The organism is uncultured Pontibacter sp., from assembly GCF_947499215.1.
Taxonomy (GTDB): Bacteria; Bacteroidota; Bacteroidia; order Cytophagales; family Hymenobacteraceae; genus Pontibacter.
Genome location: NZ_CANMNI010000001.1, coordinates 798,964 through 820,218, shown reverse-complemented (window position 1 = coordinate 820,218; position 21,255 = coordinate 798,964). Strand labels below are relative to the sequence as shown.

Here is a 21,255-nt window from a genome sequence, read left to right as displayed (position 1 = left end):
GATTCCCGATGCAAGTGACACAACGAAATGGAAAGTACTAGTACTGCTTAGATCTTTCTACTATACCTTGCTAGAATAGGTCTTGGCTAATGGAGTAACTGTTGTTGATACATGCTCTTCTAATTCTTGCACTTCGTCTTCTTTAATAGAAAGGGAAAGCATTAGGGTAAGGAATAGAAAAATCATACTTTCAGAACTTGTGTAGCGGCCTGTAATTGTATAAACAACAAACACAGAAGCACAAAACATAATTAATAATATGTCTTCTTTTGTCTTGGAATTTTTAAAGGCTTGTACAAAGCATGTTATAATCATTAAGAAATAAAGAGATAAACCGATTAAACCTGACGAATGGACGATATTGGTTACATCTGAATGAAGCGTTCTTTCATCTAAGATACCCTTGCCATAGTTGCCAGCACTATTTAAAAGCTCATAGCCAAATAATGGGCTGTAATCTTCATAAGAGAAAAGATCATCATACAATATCTCATATTCTAGGAATCTTTTCTCTTCGCTTAATTCACGCTCTGCTAGCTTTCTTTGTTCATACCTTTGTATAAATGTTGTCATAAAACTTGTATTCATGATTACAATGGCACCAAAGGCAGATATAGTGAGTGCTAGTATTATTACGTTACGAATATTTTTTTGTGTTGAAAATATAAAGAGAATAATACCTATTCCTAATAAGCTAAGCCCCATTACAGATCTACGCAATGAAAGAAGGATAAAAGCAAGTGAAATCATAAACGTAATAAAGTATATGGCATTTCTGCGGCGCACAGCATAAGCTAAAATTACAAATGCTGCAATAGCCAGTATATTGAAATCTGTTGCATATAAGTTACCATACAATATGCCCGAAGTAATTCCGTACATCATGTGCGGAGAATAACCAGCCATAGTTGATACTATTACATTTAGGATAAATAAGCACAGAATAAGAAATGCAGCTGTCGAAAGCTCTTTGAAGATGATTTCTCTTGAATGCTTTTTATATATAGAACTAATTAAGGGAAGAGATAGAAAAAGCCATAAACAAGCAAAAAAACCAGGTCTAATAGCTTCAAAGTCCGTTGTTCTAGTAACAAGAATCAGGTAAAGTATTATTAAGCATAGTGAAAATATATTCTCAGAGAAAAAAGAAGAGTTTTTGTAGATACAGTAGAAAAGGAGAATTGATATTGTTGCGTAATACAGCATTGCTGGACTGAGAGGCGTAACTACTATTCTAGCAAATATCAGAACTGGTATATAAATTATAGACAGCTCTTTCTTATATAGGAGAAGGTAGATTGTTAATGCTATTGCAAATAATTCTACGGATAGAAAAAATAAGTTCATAGAATTCGCTTTAAAGTCTTAAATACACTTAGTGTATATTCTTAAGTGCTTGTTTTATTAATATCACATTATCCTGAGGAGTGCAATTGGCATCGATTTTCAATACGTTAACATTTCTAGCCTCTAAATTTGGAATAACCTGATTAAACATGTCTTGCCAGTTAGAGATGTCTTCAAATAGTGCTTGGTTGTCTTTGCCTAAATGCGAGGCAATTACTTTGCCTCGCATTTTTAGCCTTTTTACTATTGAGTTTGTATCAGCCATATCTATGTATATAACTGAGTGGGCTAGAGGTAATGAGGATATATAGTTCCCCAAAAATGAAGCAGGTAAACTTTTCCAAGACTGTACTAAGAAAGATTTTTGTAATAGACCTTCTTCGATTACACAAGGTTTGCTTTTTGCCGCCTCTAGAATAGCTTGGTATCTGCAGAAGTCATTAAATAGATGGTAAGCTGATCTATAGCAACTATTAATATTCTCAATTTCTTTAAGAGATGAAAGGTGACTCCAGCATAGGTTAGCAAGCTCTTTATGATTTTCTATAAAGCGTATTCCATAGTCTGAGGAAATGCTTCTTGCTCTCTTCTTACCAGAATATACTCGCGCTTTATGTTCAAGCCATTTTTTAAAATCTAAAGGGCTAGGTGGTGCAGGTGCTAAAAGTGCATCTTGGTAAATCCAATTTAGTTCGGAGTTCCAACTTCTGCATAGTTGACTATAAATCGTAGACTTGCCGACTCCGGGTGGTCCCACGATTTCTATAATTTTTTTCTTACCAGCATGATTGTTCATAACAGCCTCCAAATCTCATTTTTGACTTCTGCTAATACTTGTTCATATGGTCGATTAGAATCAACATTGATTACTTTAGTATTTTTAAAATTTATGTTGGATAAAGCATCACACTTTTGCAGAATTTTACTTTTATCATGCTCAGGCTTCCTCTCCATTGCAACTTCCGGCTTAACATTAAGCTTTATAACAATATCAGGTGCTAATTCAGCAACCTGATCAAACATTCTCATTTCCATCCTAGAAGACCAATTAGGCCTTGCCAGTTGAAGATTTGGTCCGTCATTAATGCCGAAAACGTCTTTTTGAGGAAATCTATCACAAAGGATAACACTTCCTGTTGTACTCATTCGTCTTGCTAATCGAATTGAGGAAAGTTTCTTCTGTATTAGTATGAGGTAGTACAAGTTTCCAACTAGTTTCTTCAGAATTTTAGAAACCCTATTGTTAAGAAAAAAGATGTCAGTCTTAGAAAGTAAAAGTTTATTGTTACTCTTTATGTGTGGATTCTTTCCCATATAAAAATAGTGAGTATCAACTTTGTAGGTTAGCCATTTTAATAAGTCGTTGCTAATTGTACTTTTTCCTGAGCCATCACTCCCGATCAGGGCAATTACCTTACCTCCTCCATAAAGTGTTTTCCCTAATTTGAAGGGGCCAATAAATCTCATTGAGTATTTGTAAGCTTTTATATTAATCTTAAAAAATGTAGATATTAAAACTGACTGAAACCACGGTATTCTAAAATAAGGCTTCATTTGAGTATACAAGAGCTGTGATATCTCTAATATATTTTCGTTGTCCCCATTAACTTTAATCGAATCTATGACTTCAGTAAAGTGCTTAGGAATCTTTAAATTTAGTTCTACACATAATGAGGTTAGATTAGTCAAATCAACTTCCTGAAGCAGATTTACTAATTCATCTTTTATATATGGTGGTATAACTGGCTGCTTTTTGATTCTTTCAGCTGGAGGCATTTTTGCCCAAATTCTGATGAATAAAATCAATACTTCCAACTCTGGTTTAGGAATAGGCCATCCTGTCTTTCTATCGGTGATCACATGATTAAAAAACGCATCTATCCAAGGCAGATATAGGTGTTTAACATGTTGTATACCAGTAACTATGGCATAGTGAACATGAATATGTAAAAAAGAGCCAGTAAGACAGTCTAGACCAAGCCAATCTTCCACGAGCGGATAGGTGCTCCAAGGTTGACTAACCATTTTCTTGTAGCCGAGGCTCCTTAGGCTACTTTCAAATCGTTCTTTGTCATCTGGCAGCACTAATAGGTCAATATCTGTTTTTCCTGCTAAAGCCTTTCCTAAATGACTATTACTTTTCCAATGTGCAAATCGGATATTTTGACTTTTTAGCTCATTTAACAGCTTGTGCGATTCTTCTGTAATAGTATATTCATGCATAGGGTGTGTCACTGAAAATTATATACAAACTGGTAAATTATCATTCTGTTTAATAGAACTATTACCTATAATATAATAGCACTATATATTACCATTGTGCCGGCGATTCTAAGGGAGAAGGCAGCATATTAGAAATAAACTGAGGTGCCATAGTAAAATTAATTTTCTGGTATTTCTGACTTGGTGCATTTATGAAATATGAAAATCTGATACTTCCTCAATGAATTTCTCAACACGGTCGTCGACTTTTAACAGAGCCTTCTTATATTCTTCTCTGGCAGTTTCTACCATATTCAAATGCTGTTGAGAAGCGTCATTTATTGAATCTATAGTATCAATCAAATTATCACCGTTCCAGTCAACGGGGATGTATGTTGTAGAAGCTAAGTAAATGTTAGGCCAAGTGTCTATCATATCCATATTAGGCTTGATTAATAGTGCCCCACTTAGTATAGCTTCAAAATCTCTAAAGCAGATCTCACCCCAGCCAAAAGGGCTTAATACAGCGGCTACTTTTTTGAGTTCATTGTTATACTGCTTCTGACTTATTTTCCCAGTTACAACTTTTTTACTATTAGCGCATTTTTCAAGGAAAATTTGTCTCTGATAAGCAATCGTGTTAGGTAGAGAATTACAGCCAAATCGTGCATGTACCACACTGTCCTTGGTATTAAATGATACAGGTTTGCTGAGTTCCTTAATCATTCTACTATAATTGTACGAGTACCATGGTTTTAATGCTTTGGAGAAATTGAGGGAGACAGCTTCCCTAGCAACTTTGATAGAAGTTGAGCCTGGTATAGGGTACATTCCGTATCCAAGATTCCAAGAAACGCGAAGCTTATCTATAACAGCTGGGTTGCTTGGAGGTTGTCTAACCTTTACTTTTTCGTCTGTTATACCGAATTTAGAATTATAGTAATTGGTAAAGTATTGGCTTCCATACATTGGTTTTAAGTAATTTTCTTTGTCTACCAGAAGCTTTCCTTTATAGTATAAGTCTACTAAATCCATATACTCATAATGGAGACTATCGCTTCCAGCGCCATCATCTAACACGATTACTCTATTAAATCTCTTTTTGAAATTTTTAATAAAGTCCCGCTTGCGTTGGTTATCTTCCTTAAATGCGCTATTTCCTTTAAACGTACGCACTAATACCACACATTCTCCCTCAACAAGCATGGCTCTTTTTGATGTTATATGTATAAACTCAAAAAGAGAGCTGTATTTGGAAATAATTAATGGAAAGAGTGTAAAAAGTGATTCTATTTTGGAATCAGAGTGAATCACAGCTACTTTGTTCTTTGTCATAAACTTATTTTTATCTGTGTCTTAATATTAATGTAGGACCATAGCTTTGAAAGTTTATAGCAACTTGAGCTGGATATGCTTTACACTGCTAAATACCCTTGCCCTCCTTTTTGAATAGCTTTATATTAGATAAGATCTTCCAAACATCTATTCTATCCTCAGTACTCAATCCGATACGCCAGTATAGAACCCCTATAAAAAGAACAGATACAACGCCCGCTGTAATCAACTGCAGCCAATTAGTTAAATCTATCCATTGGCTACTGTATGCGGCTATCAAGAAGAAAATGCAACAGGTAATTGAGGGACGAATTATACTTAAAGAAAAGTCGTGCTGCTTCTCTTGCATCTTTTCCTTTAATATGAAAGGATAGCCAATCGTAAGAATTGCTCTTCCCAATAGTATACTTATACATAGCCCGACTATCAAATATTTTTCGACTAAAAAGTAAGCTATTGAGATAGTTAGCAATGAAGCTATTGAAGAAAATAATACCTTCTTCTTCATATTAAGTGTTACATTAATAATAAGGCTATCAATTTGAAAGAAGATAATTTGGATAGATACCAAGATGATTAATAGATTCTCAAATGTGCCTGCATAATGTTCTTCTCCCACCCAAAGCCCTATAAAGGATCTATTTAGTAGTAAAATCGTCACTCCGAGACAAGTTGCAAGAAGCCAATTGAGTGATATGATGATTTTTCTAGCTTGGATGACTTTATGATATTCCCCTCTGCCGTATAAACTTCCTATACCAGGTATAACCCCAGTAATTACGGCATTTACAAGCCCTTGTAAAGCATAAGACGTGAACATGGTAATTGTATACTTCGTGACGAATATAGGGCCAATGATATATCCTAAAATGATTTTATCACTATGGAGGAGAAACATTTTCGAACCGGTGAAGGCCATAAACCATCCGCTTAGTTTACCATAGGAAACAACCTTTGAAAAGTTGGTAGTGCCGAATCCAAACCAACCAATATTTTGTTTCACAATAATGTAAAATGTAGTTCCTATTATAACAGCAGTGAAGACTTCTATAATAGATAAACCTACGAGTCCATAACCTTGGGTAATAGCAAGGACTTTTAAACCACCACTCACTGCTACTATTCCAGCACGAAGACCCATGCGTTTGTAGCCTAGGTTCATCCCCCTTAATACGGATTCAAAAAGGTTAAATACCTTACTAATTACCAATGCAAGAACTAGAAAGGAGCACGTGATGCGAATCAGATTATAGTGCTCTTTGTCTGCCTGCGTAATGTATGGAGCATACCAAACTATAATACCTCCTACAACAAGCACTATAGGCAGTATTAATCCTGTCACTACTAAGGCCGTAGTAACTTCGCTTTTTAGCTCTTCATCATAGGCAACGTCTCTTTTGTTCGCTATTGACCATTTTAGCACTTGAGTAGCCCTAGTATCAGCCATACCAGCATAATTGGTCATTTGGCTGAGCATTTGCCATATTCCGTAAAATGAGCTTCCTAATCCATTAACTATGAACGGACTGACTATAAACCCAACAATTTGAGCTCCAGCGTAGTCAATGAAACTTGTCACTGAGTTAAGATAGGCCCGCTGCTTTAGGTTTTCTTTTCTAGGCAGTGGTGGTGGAGTCTTTGTAAGATTGTCGCTCAATGTGTAGAAGTTCTATAGAATTAAAAGAATAATGTAAAGGAATTAAAGTTAAGCTGCTGATCGTCTACAGTGAACTAGGAAAATTGACAAAAGGCTTTACTCACACAGTTTTGAGATAAGGTTGAGGGCAAGAGATAATCAAGTCAATGCCAACTTACTCGTTTTAGCGTAGTAGTTCTTATACCAGTCAATGAATCGTTTAAGCCCATGCTGGATAGGAGTGTTAGGACGGTAATTAAAGTTCTCAATCAAATCATCTATATTAGCCCAAGTTGATGTGACGTCCCCCGGCTCCATATCTCGCATCTCCAGAATTGCTTTCTGCTCTAAGCAGTTTTCAATTTCCTTAATAAACTTCAGTAGATTCACAGGACTGTTATTTCCTATGTTATAGATACAATATGGAGCTGTGGATCGTGATGGATTTGGTTGTTTACTATCCCATTCTAAGCATGGCTCCGCGGGTCTGTCTAAGACACTGATAATACCTTCTACTACATCATCTATGTAAGTAAAATCTCTCTCCATGTTTCCATGGTTAAAAACTTGTATAGGCATCCCTTTTTGAATAGAATCTGCGAATTTATAGTATGCCATGTCTGGTCTTCCCCAAGGGCCATAAACCGTGAAAAATCTTAATCCTGTGGTAGGAATGCTATATAAATGGCTATAAGTATGTGCCATCAGTTCATTCGCTTTTTTACTAGCTGCATACAATGACACCGGGTGGTCCACATTGTCTTTGACAGAAAACGGCATCTTCTGATTGAGACCATACACACTGGAGGAGCTGGCATAGACCAAGTGCTTAATTTTATTATGTCTGCCTGCTTCCAGTATATTAAGGAAACTTATCAGATTGGATTGGGCGTAGGCATCCGGATTTGTAATAGAATATCGAACGCCTGCCTGTGCAGCTAAATGCATAATCACATCAAAGCTCTCCTTTGCACACAGATCCATCAGCTGATTCTTGTCTTCCAAGTTCATCCTAATGAACCTGTATTTGGAATGCTTATAACTGGTAACCTCTTTATTCCAATTAACAAGCTCTTCTGCAATACCACTTTCGGCTAGCCGATCATATTTTAGTCTAGTATCATAGTAATTATTTATATTATCAATACCCACTACCTCATCGCCCCTTTTAAGCAACTTTTCAGCTAGGTGAAAACCGACAAAACCTGCTGTTCCTGTAACTAATACCTTCATCTGCCTAAAAATTATATGGATGCTTAATAAAAAGAATCAATCAATGAGGAGGTTAAGTGTATGTGTAATACCGTATTCACTCAGTATTATGCGTATCAACCGCCAATCAGTCCTATTTATGTGTGAGTTAAAGTTTGTTTAACCTAGACAACCAAAGCTTAGCATGTTCCCGCTTTCTAGAAGTCTGTCTCTTGTATTAAATAAGTTTAATAAAGCCGTGACCAGTTAATGATAAGTCTCCGTCATAACCAGTAATGTATAGAGATAGGAGAGACTCAAATCATTCTAACTAGCAATTGCTCAATAGCGCTCAACAGATTAATTCTATCTAACTCCTTATGATTTAGTGACGTAGTTTACGCCTTCGCAACCGCACCGTGCTTACTATATGCTTTATCCTTATATTTATATTCGTAGCCATAGCCATAGCCATAACCATAGCGCCCCTTAACAAAACCTCTAGGTTTCACCGCGTTAAATACAATCGCAGTGTTGTTCAATGACTTTATTTTGTTATCTGTTTTTAAGCGCTGAACAAGACTTTTAGGTGTATAAGCATGTCGCATTACCAGCAAAGAGATATCTGAGAATTCTGATAATAGATATGCATCTGAAACCAAATCTATTGGAGGGGTATCAATAATAAGATAATCAAAAATGTCTTCAAGCTGACTGAAGAGGCATTCTAATTTGCCATTCAGTAAAAGCTCGGTATGATCGCCTATTTCATTACCGGCAGGTAAGATGCTTAAATTGTTAAAAGAGGAAGTTAAAAGTAAGTCCTGTAAAGGTATGTCTGCATTTAAGTATTCAATGATCCCTTCTCTCTTGTATAAATCAAATTGAAATGACGTATTAGGGTTTCTAAGGTCAAAATCCAGAAGGGCAACTTTTTTCCCCGATGAAGCCAAACTCAAGGCTAAGTTAGAACTTACATAACTTTTACCCTCTCCCGGGATACTTGATGTAACTAGTATCTTCTTTTTGGTGAAAGTTCGCCCATATAAACCTAATGTTACTCGCAGTTGTCTGAATTGTTCTATCACTGAAGCTTCTGTAGGTGCGGTAAACTTGCCATCTTTATTCGGTTTAACAAAGCAAAGCTCTGCCACAATGGGTGCATTAGTATATGGTGTTATCTCAGAACGGAATAAAAGTTTACTGCTGAGCAACTCTCTCCCTGCTATAAAGGTGATGCCTACTCCTAATGCCCCCATGATAGCCATAAGATAGATATACATGGGCTGTGGGCTAATTGGAGCAGAGGATGAGCCAGCCATGTCTATTATTTTGCTCTCTTCTACAGATGGTGCGTATGAAAGTACAGTTTCCTCCCTCTTTTGAAGAAGAAAATTGTAAGCATTATTTTTTACAGTCTGTTGGCGGTTCAGCTCCATCAATTCCCTTTCTTTCTGTGGAATAGATTGTAAAACTGAGTTGTAGGCATTATTAGTGGAAGCCAGATTAGCACGGCTTGCCTGCAGGTTTGTGCGCTGGTTACGAATGTTCTCTAAAATTCGCGGCCTAATGTTATCAATTTCATTCGTGATTGCTATAAGTAAAGGATTGTTCTCAGCTGTTGTATACTTTAATTTTTGGTATTGAATCTCTGAATCATATAGCTTTTGCAGAAGTTGGCTGAGGGCTTGGTCATTAATGCCGAGAGTCGATGGGACAAAACTTGCTGTGTTGTTTCTAGACATAACATACTTTTCTACTTTGTCTAGTACAGCTAATTGGGTAGTAATTTCAGATACTTTTCGGTCATTATCCCGTACGTTCTCTAAGTATAATCTCCCTTGCTCGCTGAGATTGACACCACCTTGAGTAGAACGGAACTGTACAACCTCATTTTCTAATTCGTGCAACTCATCTACGACCGTTTTAATGCGTTCTTCAACAAATTCAAGCGTATTAGCTGCGAGCCTGTTTCTTTCATTAACAGCTAATTGCTTATAGGCACTGATCAAGTGATTGAGAATGTCTTCGCCTCTCTGTGGTACAGAATCCTTCATGTTCATATTTACAACAGAGGAGAACTTACTGGAAGCCTGTATTCTTATTCTAGCAATTAAGCCATTTGCGACACTATTTGGATTGATAATCGAGAAATACAATGGGTACTCGACATAAGTAGATTTATGGGGATTACTAGAGAACTTAAGGGTACCGTAAGGTGTATTAAGCCATCGGTCGAGTGAATATTCCTTATCGTTAATTAGTACAATATTTTGATTTTTATCAAAAGTGAAGTAGACCTTTGGAGTATTCTGTGCTTTTTCTGGTTCTTTAAGCTCTATTATGATCGGAGATGAGGTATATGCTGATGTTGATTTAAATTTACCTTCTTCGTAAATAGGTGCGTACAACTTTAAATCATTAACGACTTGGAGCATTAAAGCTCTAGATTGGAATACATTTATTTCATTTTCAACAGTTTTGTTAGCTGTAAAAGCGTCTATAGATTCAGTTAATTTTGAATCACTTACACCTTTCTTTTCATCTTTAATCATTAAGGAGGCCGTTACTTCATACACCGGAGTAGCGTAAAAGTGAAGATACGCCCATGCTCCTGCCACAGATAGGAGCAATAACAATACAAACAGAGGCCAAAATGGCAAGTATTTGTGCATGATAGAAGATAAAAAGCTGTCTTCGGAGCCACTTACACTATTACTCATAAGCTTTCATAAATTAGAGTTTATCTTGTCAGTCGATCAATTGCAATCACAAAAACTGTCAAGCCACTGAATATGACAGGCAACCATTGCCTAGCTGGACTTGCGTTTTGAATCTTTGTTTTATTTGGCTCGACATAAATAATGTCGTTTGATCTTAGATAGTAGTATGGTGATTTAAATATCTCATCCGATGTAAGATCGATACGGGTAAGTTTCTTTTTACCGTCTTCTTCCCTTATCAGCAGCACATTATTTCTACTAGCATAGATCGTTAAGTCACCTGCGAGACCGAGGGCTTCCAAGAGTGTTATTTTTTCATTTGGAATGGTTAGAACAGAAGGGCGGGCAACTTCGCCTAGTACTGAGACTTTGTAATTGAGATAACGTACATCTACAATTGGATCGACGAGTAATTTCCTATTGACCAACTCATTCCTGATAACATTCTGAAACTCTTTTTTAGTTGATCCCGCAGCTTTTACTCTTCCTAAAAAAGGCAACTGAACAAAACCATCTTGGTCTACTAAATAGCCAATTACAGGGGACATGGTGCTAGTTGCGGCAGAATTTGAAATACGCGCGGAACTTTGGCTAGAAACATTGAATAGCTCAGATGCAGCTGGGTTTAGGCTATTAATACTAATGTTTAGCAGGTCATTAGACTGGATGATAGGCTCTAAGTCCTCAGGGTTGCCAGCTATTTCTGTATTACCTATATTATTAAAGTAAACAGCTTCTCTTGTACCTGTACAAGCAGAAAATAAAGTTAGAAAAGCTAATAAACTAAATATATACTTTACAGATAAAGGCCTCATAGTCTAAAATTGCAAGGGTGAGATTTGGCAATAAGAATAATTAAATAAAAACGTATTTGATTACAATACGAGTGTATGGTAGACTGAGTTACTCATACAGGCACATATTTGTTATATGATTATTATTTATTATACTTTTTATATATAAAAAATTTATTGATATAATATAAATAATAAGTATTGTAAATAAATTGGCCTGATAATTACCGAAATGATAATTATCAGGCCAATTTATTTACAATTTAGCTTGTGCTAAAAACTAGGAAGATTGAAACTATAGCACTCTTTTTTGCAGCATGCGGCCTGCTCTTTCGCCGTTTAACTGCCCATCCTCTTTCACTACAATCCCATTCACCATAACATAGCTAAACCCTGAGGCCTCCTGAAGCGGGTTCTCGTAAGTGGCATTCTCTTTTACTTCTTGCAATCTGAAAAGCAGGAGGTCTGCCTTGTAGCCAGTTTGAATGAGCCCTCGGTCCTTTATACCTATTGTTTGGGCTGACAGACCTGTCATTTTGTGAATGGCCTCTTCGAGCGTGAGAAGCTGTTTTTTAGCTACATAGGTTTCCAACACTCTAGCAAAGGTTCCGAAACTTCTGGGGTGCCGCATGGAGGGACTGCCATCACTGCAAACCATCACATGCTGGTCTTTCAGAAAAGCCTCCTGCAGGGATTCGTCCATAATAAAGTAAGCGCCATCAGCACCATAAGGACCGATGTCCTCCATCAGGGCAAGTTCGAAGGGCTTGTTGAGTTCTTCGGCTACTTGTTTCAGGGTTTTTCCCTTGTAAGGTCCGGAGCCGATCAGCGTAGCTTCAGGGCCATTTCGCTGTATGATCTTGTTCTTCAGAAACTCGGCAAGTTCTGTGCGGCGAGTTTGAAGGACATTATTATAATCATGCGGTTTTTTAGCCCAGTCAGGGAACAGGATGGCGATGCCAGTATAGCTGGCGGTATAAGGATAGAAATCGGCCGTCACTTTTATACCTTGCCGCCTAGCAGAATCCAGAAGCTGAAGTATTTGGTTAGCTCTTTCCTCGCCTTTGCCATATACTACTTTAATATGCGACACATGCACAGGACAGTATACGCCTTGGGCGAGCAGCTCCCGGATCGAATTCTCTACATAGGCATCGTCCTCATTGCGCATGTGGCTCATGATAAGACCGTCTTTAGCACCAACCACTTTAGCCAGTCTGTTTAATTCATTACTGCGGGCGTAGTAGCCCGGGTTATACTCCAAACCGGTTGTCATACCAAAGCAACCGGCTTCGAAAGACTTGACTAGAAGTTGCTCCATTTTAGCCAAGCCATCGGAAGATGGCAGCGAGTCATATTGAACGCCGGATAGCATACGCAGGGTGTTGTGCCCTGCAAACATGGCTATGTTAACACCCGGTTTTTTATCATTCACTTCCTGCATCCATTCCGCCAAGTCTTCGCGCTCCGGACTAAAACCGTCTTGGCCGAGGCAAATAGTCGTCACACCCATGGATAGGAAGTTGCTGAACTCAGGCGTCTCGAGGGGATCACCATGCGCATGTGTGTCTATAAAGCCCGGTGTCAGGTATAAGCCCTGTGCATCAATAGTGCTGTTTGCCGCATAAGAAACACTTGTATCCCGGTCGATTTTAGCGATTGTGTCGCCACTAACTAGGACATGCGCTTTGTAAGGTGCGGAGCCTGTCCCATCAACAACAGTCGCATTTTTAATGAGCAAATCATAAGAGGCTTCCTTTTGAATGCGTTGGCAGGAGAAGCCAAGAATCAGCATCAGGATGAGTGCTGTGAAGCGAGTGAAAAGAGCGTGCGGTATTTTCATACTTAAAGATAATTTATTCAGCTGCAAAAGCAAGATAGATCCAGTGTATTGCACTGTTTGGCCTCAGAAGAAATTTTTCTTAAAATATTTTTTTAGGTACTTATTTCTTTCTGAAGTAATCCGATTTATGGTTCAATTTGTTTTAAATCAATTATTTATGATTTTGCTAAAGGTTGTGTAATAGCTGCTTAATATCTATTCATAAGCCTTTTGTATTCGCTTTCTCTTTGGACTGGCACACAACTTGTAATTGGTATGCCGAAAGAGTTTAATGTTTTTTCAATTTAAAAATGAAAGTCATGAAAAAGGTAAGCTATATAATGAGCATGGCGCTGATGGTATCAGTTGCTTTTGCAGGATCGGCTGAAGCGCAGGAGAAAAGAACTGGCTGGAGCCCACAAGCTAAGGGTGCCGTGATCGGTGCCGGTACTGGTGCCGCTGCAGGTGCCATTATCCATAAGCGTAACCGCGTAGTAGGTGGTGTTGTAGGTGGTGTTGCCGGTGGTGCTGTAGGTTACGGTGTTGGTAAGGTTATCGACAATAAGCAGAAAGAGCGTGAGGCAGAAGCTGCCAGAGTAGCCGCCGCTGAAAGAGCCGCTGCCGCGCAGCGTGCAGCCGCTGCAGATCGAGCAGCCGCAAACAGAGCGACAGTAGCTAAAAACACGCCTGCCAAAGCAGCTCCTGCACCTAAGACAGGTTTAGTGGCGGCAACTCCGGCTGAGACTGCCGCAGCAAACTCCTTGGCAATGATGTATGCGGCTGACAACAGTCCTAGTCCGCAGATGGTCTACGCCAATTACTTGCCAAACCTAGACTATGGTGACCGCAGCAAGCCTTACCATACCTCTGAGATTCGCAGAAAGAGCTGGTAATCCGCTTGAGTAAGTGTAGCTTTCCTCACTCAGTTCATTACTGGGTGGGGAAGCATAAACCCCACGCTTCAGTTTGTACGTACTGTGCGTGGTCTTCAATTAAAAGATAGAAATCATGAAAACATTCCTTTATACTCTATTTGCGATTTTCCTGCTGGCTTCGTGTTCGAAGTCTGAGGGGGACGCGGTAAATGTGCAGGCACTAAACCAAGAGTTTATTGGTGCTTGGAACGCTAGGGACTCTGATAAGGTCATCTCGATGATGGCTGACGATGTGAATTTCCTTCAGGGAGAGGTGGTATACAGAGGTAAGTCTGAAGTATCTGATAAATGGGTTCGAGAAACTATGGGTACCATTGCTGACTTAAAATTATACCCAGTTAGCTCTGACACTGATACAAAGCTCGCCTATGAGGCCGGTACCTTCTCAGTGGATGTGCTACCTGCAGCGCCCGGTGAGCCGCGAGGCTTGGGAGAGGGTAACTTTATGCTCCTCTGGGAAAAGGGGGAGGATGGTGACTGGAAACTGAGTCATGCCCAATTGGAAGGCCACCCGGTGGTTGTCAGAAATTAAATAATACAAAACTTTAATTGGGGTGAAAGAGCCGCTTGTCTATTTAGGCAAGCGGCTCTTTTCATTTACTGGGTATCCAAATCGATTAGCAAGGGGTAGGCTGCTGTCCACTAAGAATATAATAGAGGTGTACTTTTAATCAATATTATGACAAAACATATTCTGATTTGCACTGGTATTATATAGTTTAACTCCAGTTATTATCTATACTTCTTTTCTCATTCAAACTTAAACATTATGAAAACATTTTATTTTAAACAGACCTTCCCGCTAGGTCAATTATCTGCCTGCTACAAGCAGGTGTTAAGCCTGACATTACTTTTCATTTTTTCTTATCAACTGCAGGCGCAAACTATCGAATGGGACAGAACATATGGAGGTGAGGAGACAGAATCCTTCGCAGAAGTGCAGCAGACAGTGGATGGGGGCTATATACTTGGCGGTACTTCGAGGTCGGGCGTGAGTGGAGACAAAAGCGAGCCGAACCGGGGTGTCACCGAACCTTTTAACCTACGCACCGCTGATTACTGGATTGTAAAGCTTGATGCGGAAGGAAATAAGGTATGGGACAAAACCTTTGGAGGAAGTGATCAGGACGAACTGACTTCGCTGCAGCAAACCTCCGATGGGGGTTATATTTTAGGTGGAACATCTTGGTCAGGTATAAGTGGCGACAAAACGGAAGCTAATGTGGGAGACACCGACTATTGGATTGTAAAAGTAGATGCAAATGGCAATAAAGAATGGGACCGCACATATGGAGGTGAGGGCAGGGACTTTCTCTACTCACTGCAACAAACAGAAGACGGTGGCTATGTATTGGGAGGATCCTCTTGGTCAGATATAAGCGGTGATAAAACGGAAGCAAGCAGATGGTCAGACTATTGGATAATCAAAATAGATGCTGCTGGTAATAAAGTATGGGACAAGACATACGGCGGAGATTTTCTGGAGCGGCTATACGTTGTCCGGCAAACACAAGACGGCGGCTATATCATTGGAGGTCACTCCACCTCAAACGCCAGTGGAGACAAATCGGAAGACAACCGTGGCATTTGTGATGAGTTTGTCACTCGAGACTGCCCATCTGACTACTGGGTGGTGAAGACTGATGCCAACGGGATGATAGAATGGGAAAAAACAATGGGAGGGATCAGCACGGATATCCTGACTTCGCTTGTACAAACCAGTGACGGAGGGTATGTTTTTGGAGGTTACTCATACTCAAACGCCAGCGGTGAGAAGTCAGAAAATAACAGAGCCGGTTGTGACAGGTACGACGATGATATCTGCTCTCCGGATTTTTGGGTTGTAAAGACAGATGCCACAGGTAGTATTGAGTGGGAAAAAACGATAGGAGGCGTGAAGCATGATAGGTTAAATGACCTCATTCAGACAAGCGATGGAGGGTATTTGTTGGGGGGCAGTTCCACATCGCCCGTAAGTGGTGACAGGACGGAAGGAAGCGATGCATTCTGCGATTATGAGGAGGAGAACATTTGCAGTCCCAGTTATTGGCTGGTGAAACTAAATGGAACTGGTGATAAATTGTGGGACAGGGCATATGAGGGGAACAGATCAGACAGGCTGATGTCTTTACAGCAAACGAGCGATGGTGGATACATACTGGGTGGTGAGTCTACATCGGGTATTAGTGGTGACAAGAGTGAGGCCTCACGCGGCAGTAGTGACTATTGGGTTATCAAGCTCAGTCCGGAAGCAGACTGTGTAACGCCAACTCCCGCAATAGCTGTGAGGACTTTGTCAGATGTTTATACAGGCGGTGATTCCAGTACCATATACCTAGGCTACGGTGCGCAGCAGGTACAATTGATTGCCACTGGAGGGACCACTTATACTTGGAGCCCGGCAGATGGCCTGAGCAATGCGTCGATAGCGGACCCCGTCTTCACGCCATCCTCGGCGGGTACCTATATTTTTACCGTAACAGCTTACAATGGCAGTTGCTCCGCAACCGCAACGGTTACCATCACGGTCATAGATGTGCGCTGCGGCAATGGGAAGATAGCAATCTGCCATAACGGGCAGCAGCTTTGCCTGCCAGCACCGGCAATCGAAAGCCATTTGCGAAACCACCGGGACGATAAGCTGGGAAGATGTAACGATACACCTGCACATGCTTCCGCCTTGCGGGTGCATCCGAATCCTTTCAGTACCGGGGCCAAAATTACTTTCTCTATTCCGATACAGGGAAATTACAGGCTGGAGCTTTACAGTGCCAATGGCGAAATGCTGGGTGTCGTAGCAGAGGGTAAGGCAAAGGCCGGACAGTTACTGAACAAAACAATACAGGCAGAAAAGCTACGGGAAGGGGTGTACTACTTGCGCCTGATCAGCGCCAACGATGTACAGACTACCCGACTCGTGCTGAAAAAGTAGCTAAAGTTTTGAGCAGATTGTAGCACACCCGCTCCTGAAGAGCAAACCGCCCCTTTCCGTTTACATGATGGAAAGGGGCGGTTTATTTTTATTTAGGAAATAGCGAACCGGTTAGTGCGGTGCTTTTGAATCAATGGAAAAACAGATACGCAATAAATATAGCGGCAATCGCACCGGCCAAGTCGGCGAGCAAGCCGCAGGTGAGAGCATACCTCGATCGTTTTATACCCACCGAACCAAAGTATACCGCTAGAATGTAGAAGGTCGTCTCGGTGGAGCCTTGGAAGGCCGAGGCCATGCGACCTACAAAGGAATCCACGCCATAGGTGTTCATGGCCTCCACCATCAGGCCGCGGGCGCCGCTGCCGCTTAGGGGTTTCATGAAGGCGACCGGCAGGGCCGGCACAAAGTCCGTATTCACCCCGGTCAGGGCAATCAGGTACCCGATGCTGTCCACGATCATATCCAAGGCGCCCGAAGTGCGGAATACCCCGATGGCCACCAGTATTGCCACGAGATAAGGTATAATGGTAATGGCCACTGAAAAGCCTTCTTTTGCGCCCTCGATAAAAGCCTCGTACACATTCACCTTACGGATGAGGGCTAGCCCCACAAACGAGACGATGATCGAAAACAGGATCACGTTGCTGGCCACCTGCGATATCACGCTTACTTCTTCCTGTGAGATGGTGCTGAAGTAGTAAATAAGCCCCACGATCAGCAACAACAGTGTGCCGATGTAGGCCATTATAACGGGGTTGAAAAGATTAATGCGCTGGTAAAGTGCCACAGCGATCAAGCCCACCATAGTGGAAAAGAAGGTAGCTAGCAGGATAGGGATAAATATATCCGAAGGGTCGGCTGCACCCAACTGGGCCCGGAACACCATGATGCTGACAGGTATAATGGTCAGGCCCGAGGTGTTCAGTACCAAGAACATGATCTGGGCGTTAGAGGCCCGGTCTTTTATCGGGTTGAGCTCCTGCATCTCCTTCATGGCTTTAAGGCCAAGTGGCGTGGCGGCGTTGTCCAGCCCCAGCATGTTGGCCGAGAAGTTCATCAAAATAGAGCCAAACACTGGATGGTTTTTCGGAATCTCCGGAAAGAGCCGGTTGAAAAAAGGCGCCACCAAGCGGGAGAAAATAGCGATGATCCCGCCCCGTTCGCCCACCTTCATCAAACCCAGCCAGAGCGTCATCACCCCGGTGAGGCCGAGGGAAATCTCAAAGCCTAGTTTGGCGTTGTCGAAGGTACTGGCGACGAGTTTCTGGAAAATCTCCACATCGCGGAAAACGATGAGCTGGAACAAGGCAATGGCAAAGGCGATCAGGAAGAAAGCCGCCCAAAGATAATTTAATACCATGAAGCTAAGGTTGGTCTGGAATCAGTCTGTAAGTTACAAACTGATTCCAAAACCGGGTAGGATTTGAATGACAAAATTAAGTTTTCGGCTTAATGCAGCAGTCCATGGAAGAGCTCCGGCCGGTTGCCTTGCAAGTCGTATACAAATCCGTTCAGAATGGCGTATTTGGCATGGCCGCTGTCATCCTGCAAGATGAAGTTAGCCGGTTCATCGAGTGTCAGTTGGTGGTTAACGATGCTTTCCATGCCTGTCACATTGAGTGGGAGGGAGCTAGGGTCGGGGAGCACGCCGGGCAGGTGACGTACTCTAATCGTGGTATAGCCCTGCTTAAGCAGCTCGGTACCCAGTGCGGGTGTTAACTCGTCCATACGCTCCAAGGCTTGGTCGTATACCTTGCCCGGCACCAGCTGCAAGCCGGTGGCGTCGAGCTCCTCGTAGCCGTGGAAAACGCTCATGTCGCCAAGCTCTTCCACGGCGCTGCTGTGGTAAAAGCCCATGTGGTTGGGCGCATCCACTTCCAGCCGATTAATTCCGATGTCCAACAGTGTTTCCCTGCCGTTTTCAGCGTAGCGTGCATGGCGTATCACTAAGTCGTAGAGGTGGCGCTGATTCTCAGGTATAAAATTGTAATCCTCCAGCGCAAAGGCTCTATAATCTTCTTTTGCAATGAGGTATAGACCGGCGATAATGGTAGTAAAGTTAAGCTGACGTATATGCTGCTTCTCCGGATCGCCATGCTGGCCCCCAGACTCTACTAAGATCACGCTGGTGCCCCATTTCTGTATGTTGTCTCCAAAGGCCCTAGGCTCGTGCTCGTCGTTAAATTTGGCCACCTGACCGGGAATAAACTGCTGCAATACGCTGTCCATACCCGCGATGGTGCGCATAGCCCGGTCCCGCACCGAATTGATGTTGCGGGCGTAGTCGTAGGCGGGCGCCAGAAAAGAGATGGTGGCCGGGAGTGCCGTATAGCCAGCGGTATAGTAACGGCTTTGGTCGTGCAGGTTAAAGCCGAAGGTCGGCTCCAAGTCGTCCCGCAGCTGCTTTAGCAGCACCGACTCTGGACTCTGCAGGCGCAGGGCATCGCGGTTCATGTCTATACCCAATGCGTTTCGTCGGGTATACATCTCGGCTCCGTCTGGGTTCAGCATCGGCACGAAATAGAGTGTCAGGTGCTCCAGCAACTGCCGCCGAATCGGGTCAAGCTCATCCGACACGCTCAGGAAGTTCAGCAAATCGAACACGGCCATGGTAGCGGTGGGCTCGTCGCCGTGCATCTGCGACCAAAGCATGACCTTGGTTTTGCCGCTGCCGGCTTTTATAAGGTAGATAGCGCGACCCTGTACTGAGTGGCCAGCCACTTGTACGTCAAAAAGCGGATTGTCCTGCAGCTTTTCGATTAAAGGCACAATGTGCTGATGACGGAAGCGACGGTGTCGCAAGGCCTGCTCTTTATACCTTTTATGTGCCGCGTATACCTGCTGGCCCACCTGTTTGATCTCTTGCTTCGAGGTTTGGTCTGTTTTACTCATAGCGCTTCAATATGCTTTCATAAAAAAGAATGCCTCCCGCTTCAGGGCTATACCTGAAAGGGGAGGCACTGCCCTGTGGGGCTATACCGGTCGGTAGCTTAGTTTCCCGGCCATGCATTCCACGGAATGCGGATCAGAATCAGTATCAGGGCGATGGTATAGAAAATGGCAATGCTGCTGAAACGTTTCTTGTCGTCCTGCAGGCGCTTGGCACGGGCATAACCCACTGTAATCAGCACCACCGCGATAATCATGGTAAGCGGGTGCTCTAGTATGTACAACCTAGAGGTAGAATCCTTCATGAAACCTTCTGTCGCATTACTAATTCCTAAAGGCGACACAAAGTATAGGATCACACCGATCACCCACTGCAAGTGTGCTGGAATGAGACCCAGCAAACCCATTTTTCTGTCTTTGTCCGTGAAAGGTTTGTTGCCGGACATGCCCATAAAGGCAAAGATGATGCTGATAACAAGACCTAGCAGTACCAGATAGGTCATAAAAGAGTGTAGATGCTGTAATCCTGTATACATTTCAAAGATTGTAGTTGGTGTCAGCTGTAAATATAGGGATTTAATTATCAAAACAGATGACTGCTCCTGTTTTTACCGGCTGCTGCCTGCAGCATAGAATCCAAGCCAATGGTGCTTTTACAAAGCAAAAGAAAACCCTGCTTCTTCTGTAGAGGCAGGGTTTTGTTTTATAGGTATAGCTCAATCTAGCGGCTTTTGCCAATCTTTTTGTCTTCCGGAACTGTCCACAGATAAATGGTTGATCCATCAACCACCATCGTCTCCTCTGGTTCCCAATCGCCCATGTCGAAGGCGTGCGACACGATGCGGGTACCCGGCTTCAACTGCTCCAGCAGCACCGGACGAAGCTTCATGTTCACGTTCGGCAATAGGTAGAGCGTTACCACAGAGGCAGGTCGGTAGTCAACTTTAAACAGATTCTGTTCCACAAACTTCACCTTGTCAGTTACACCAGCTTCCTTTGCATTGGCGTTGGCCTCTTTTATCCGCTCCGGGTTTATATCGAAGCCAGTGCCAGTGGCACCGTGCTCCTTGGCCGCCGTAATCACAATGCGGCCGTCGCCACAACCCAAATCATACACCACGTCGTCACTCGATACGTTTGCTAGCTTAAGCATGGCGTCGACTACAGCCTGTGGGGTAGGGACATAAGGTACATCCAGTTTTGGGGCCGTGGTTGTGGTTTGGGCGAATGCCGCCGTAGCGAAAAGTGTCAGCACCATGGTGCATAACGAATGTCTGATTGATCTCATCTTCTTTTCTTTAAGTTAATATTCAGTTTAAATTAAGTATAAGGGGAGCTGATATCTTGTTGATTGTTTTCAGTCGGCTGAAGCATGCACGTAGCCTGTTTTTACGTACCAGTCTAGGCTTCAGTTGGCATTTTTAGCATTTTGCAAATAATTTTATA

The 21,255-nt window shown here is 42.1% G+C and carries 16 protein-coding genes; 3 read left to right on the top strand and 13 right to left on the bottom strand.

The features are described from left to right. Nucleotides 1–60: 60 nt before the first annotated feature. The 9 genes from Q1A04_RS03585 to Q1A04_RS03545 form a co-directional block, all read right to left on the bottom strand. Entirely contained in the window at nucleotides 61–1,347 is a 1,287-nt protein-coding gene (locus tag Q1A04_RS03585; RefSeq protein ID WP_299701302.1) for a hypothetical protein, read from the bottom strand. Between the two features lie 28 nt (nucleotides 1,348–1,375). Next, the gene (locus Q1A04_RS03580; RefSeq protein ID WP_299701299.1) at nucleotides 1,376–2,143 is read right to left on the bottom strand and encodes a hypothetical protein; all 768 of its coding nucleotides are present in this window, start codon (nucleotides 2,141–2,143) and stop codon (nucleotides 1,376–1,378) included. Beyond that, entirely contained in the window at nucleotides 2,140–3,570 is a 1,431-nt protein-coding gene (locus tag Q1A04_RS03575) for a hypothetical protein (protein WP_299701296.1), read from the bottom strand. Before Q1A04_RS03575 ends, Q1A04_RS03580 begins: the two co-directional genes overlap by 4 nt. 189 nt (nucleotides 3,571–3,759) lie before the next feature. Continuing rightward, nucleotides 3,760–4,884 (bottom strand): hypothetical protein, encoded by a 1,125-nt coding sequence (locus Q1A04_RS03570; protein ID WP_299701293.1) that lies wholly within the window; start codon nucleotides 4,882–4,884, stop codon nucleotides 3,760–3,762. A gap of 88 nt (nucleotides 4,885–4,972) precedes the next feature. Beyond that, complete coding sequence (locus Q1A04_RS03565; protein WP_299701290.1) at nucleotides 4,973–6,541, bottom strand: polysaccharide biosynthesis protein; 1,569 nt, start codon at nucleotides 6,539–6,541, stop codon at nucleotides 4,973–4,975. Between the two features lie 138 nt (nucleotides 6,542–6,679). Then, on the bottom strand, nucleotides 6,680–7,753 hold the full coding sequence (locus Q1A04_RS03560) for an NAD-dependent epimerase (RefSeq protein WP_299701287.1): 1,074 nt from the start codon (nucleotides 7,751–7,753) through the stop codon (nucleotides 6,680–6,682). Nucleotides 7,754–8,109: 356 nt separating this feature from the next. After that, nucleotides 8,110–10,434 (bottom strand): polysaccharide biosynthesis tyrosine autokinase, encoded by a 2,325-nt coding sequence (locus tag Q1A04_RS03555; protein WP_299701284.1) that lies wholly within the window; start codon nucleotides 10,432–10,434, stop codon nucleotides 8,110–8,112. A 20-nt stretch (nucleotides 10,435–10,454) separates the two neighbouring features. Further along, nucleotides 10,455–11,249 carry a polysaccharide biosynthesis/export family protein gene (locus tag Q1A04_RS03550; RefSeq protein WP_299701281.1) on the bottom strand — a complete coding sequence of 265 codons (795 nt, stop codon included), beginning with the start codon at nucleotides 11,247–11,249 and terminating at the stop codon, nucleotides 10,455–10,457. A 274-nt stretch (nucleotides 11,250–11,523) separates the two neighbouring features. Next, on the bottom strand, nucleotides 11,524–13,071 hold the full coding sequence (locus Q1A04_RS03545; RefSeq protein ID WP_299701278.1) for an amidohydrolase family protein: 1,548 nt from the start codon (nucleotides 13,069–13,071) through the stop codon (nucleotides 11,524–11,526). Between the two features lie 299 nt (nucleotides 13,072–13,370). On the opposite strand from Q1A04_RS03545, the gene Q1A04_RS03540 reads away from it, so the two are divergent. The 3 genes from Q1A04_RS03540 (at nucleotide 13,371) to Q1A04_RS03530 (ending at nucleotide 16,917) form a co-directional block, all read left to right on the top strand. Further along, on the top strand, nucleotides 13,371–13,943 hold the full coding sequence (locus Q1A04_RS03540; RefSeq protein ID WP_299701275.1) for a hypothetical protein: 573 nt from the start codon (nucleotides 13,371–13,373) through the stop codon (nucleotides 13,941–13,943). A gap of 115 nt (nucleotides 13,944–14,058) precedes the next feature. Continuing rightward, entirely contained in the window at nucleotides 14,059–14,517 is a 459-nt protein-coding gene (locus Q1A04_RS03535; RefSeq protein ID WP_299701273.1) for a nuclear transport factor 2 family protein, read from the top strand. Nucleotides 14,518–14,754: 237 nt separating this feature from the next. Then, nucleotides 14,755–16,917, top strand: a complete 2,163-nt coding sequence (locus Q1A04_RS03530) for a T9SS type A sorting domain-containing protein (protein ID WP_299701271.1) — start codon at nucleotides 14,755–14,757, stop codon at nucleotides 16,915–16,917. A 130-nt stretch (nucleotides 16,918–17,047) separates the two neighbouring features. On the opposite strand, the gene Q1A04_RS03525 is transcribed toward Q1A04_RS03530, so the two are convergent. The 4 genes from Q1A04_RS03525 to Q1A04_RS03510 all read right to left on the bottom strand — a co-directional run bounded on the left by Q1A04_RS03525 (nucleotide 17,048) and on the right by Q1A04_RS03510 (nucleotide 21,097). Beyond that, complete coding sequence (locus Q1A04_RS03525) at nucleotides 17,048–18,280, bottom strand: nucleoside recognition domain-containing protein (protein WP_299701269.1); 1,233 nt, start codon at nucleotides 18,278–18,280, stop codon at nucleotides 17,048–17,050. 89 nt (nucleotides 18,281–18,369) lie between these two features. Beyond that, nucleotides 18,370–19,812, bottom strand: coding sequence for a M14 metallopeptidase family protein (locus Q1A04_RS03520; protein WP_299701266.1), 1,443 nt, complete (start codon nucleotides 19,810–19,812; stop codon nucleotides 18,370–18,372). A 98-nt stretch (nucleotides 19,813–19,910) separates the two neighbouring features. Continuing rightward, nucleotides 19,911–20,312 (bottom strand): hypothetical protein, encoded by a 402-nt coding sequence (locus tag Q1A04_RS03515; RefSeq protein WP_299701265.1) that lies wholly within the window; start codon nucleotides 20,310–20,312, stop codon nucleotides 19,911–19,913. A 218-nt stretch (nucleotides 20,313–20,530) separates the two neighbouring features. Beyond that, nucleotides 20,531–21,097: a methyltransferase domain-containing protein gene (locus Q1A04_RS03510; RefSeq protein WP_299701263.1), complete on the bottom strand. Its 567-nt coding sequence runs from the start codon at nucleotides 21,095–21,097 to the stop codon at nucleotides 20,531–20,533. Nucleotides 21,098–21,255 lie beyond the last annotated feature (158 nt).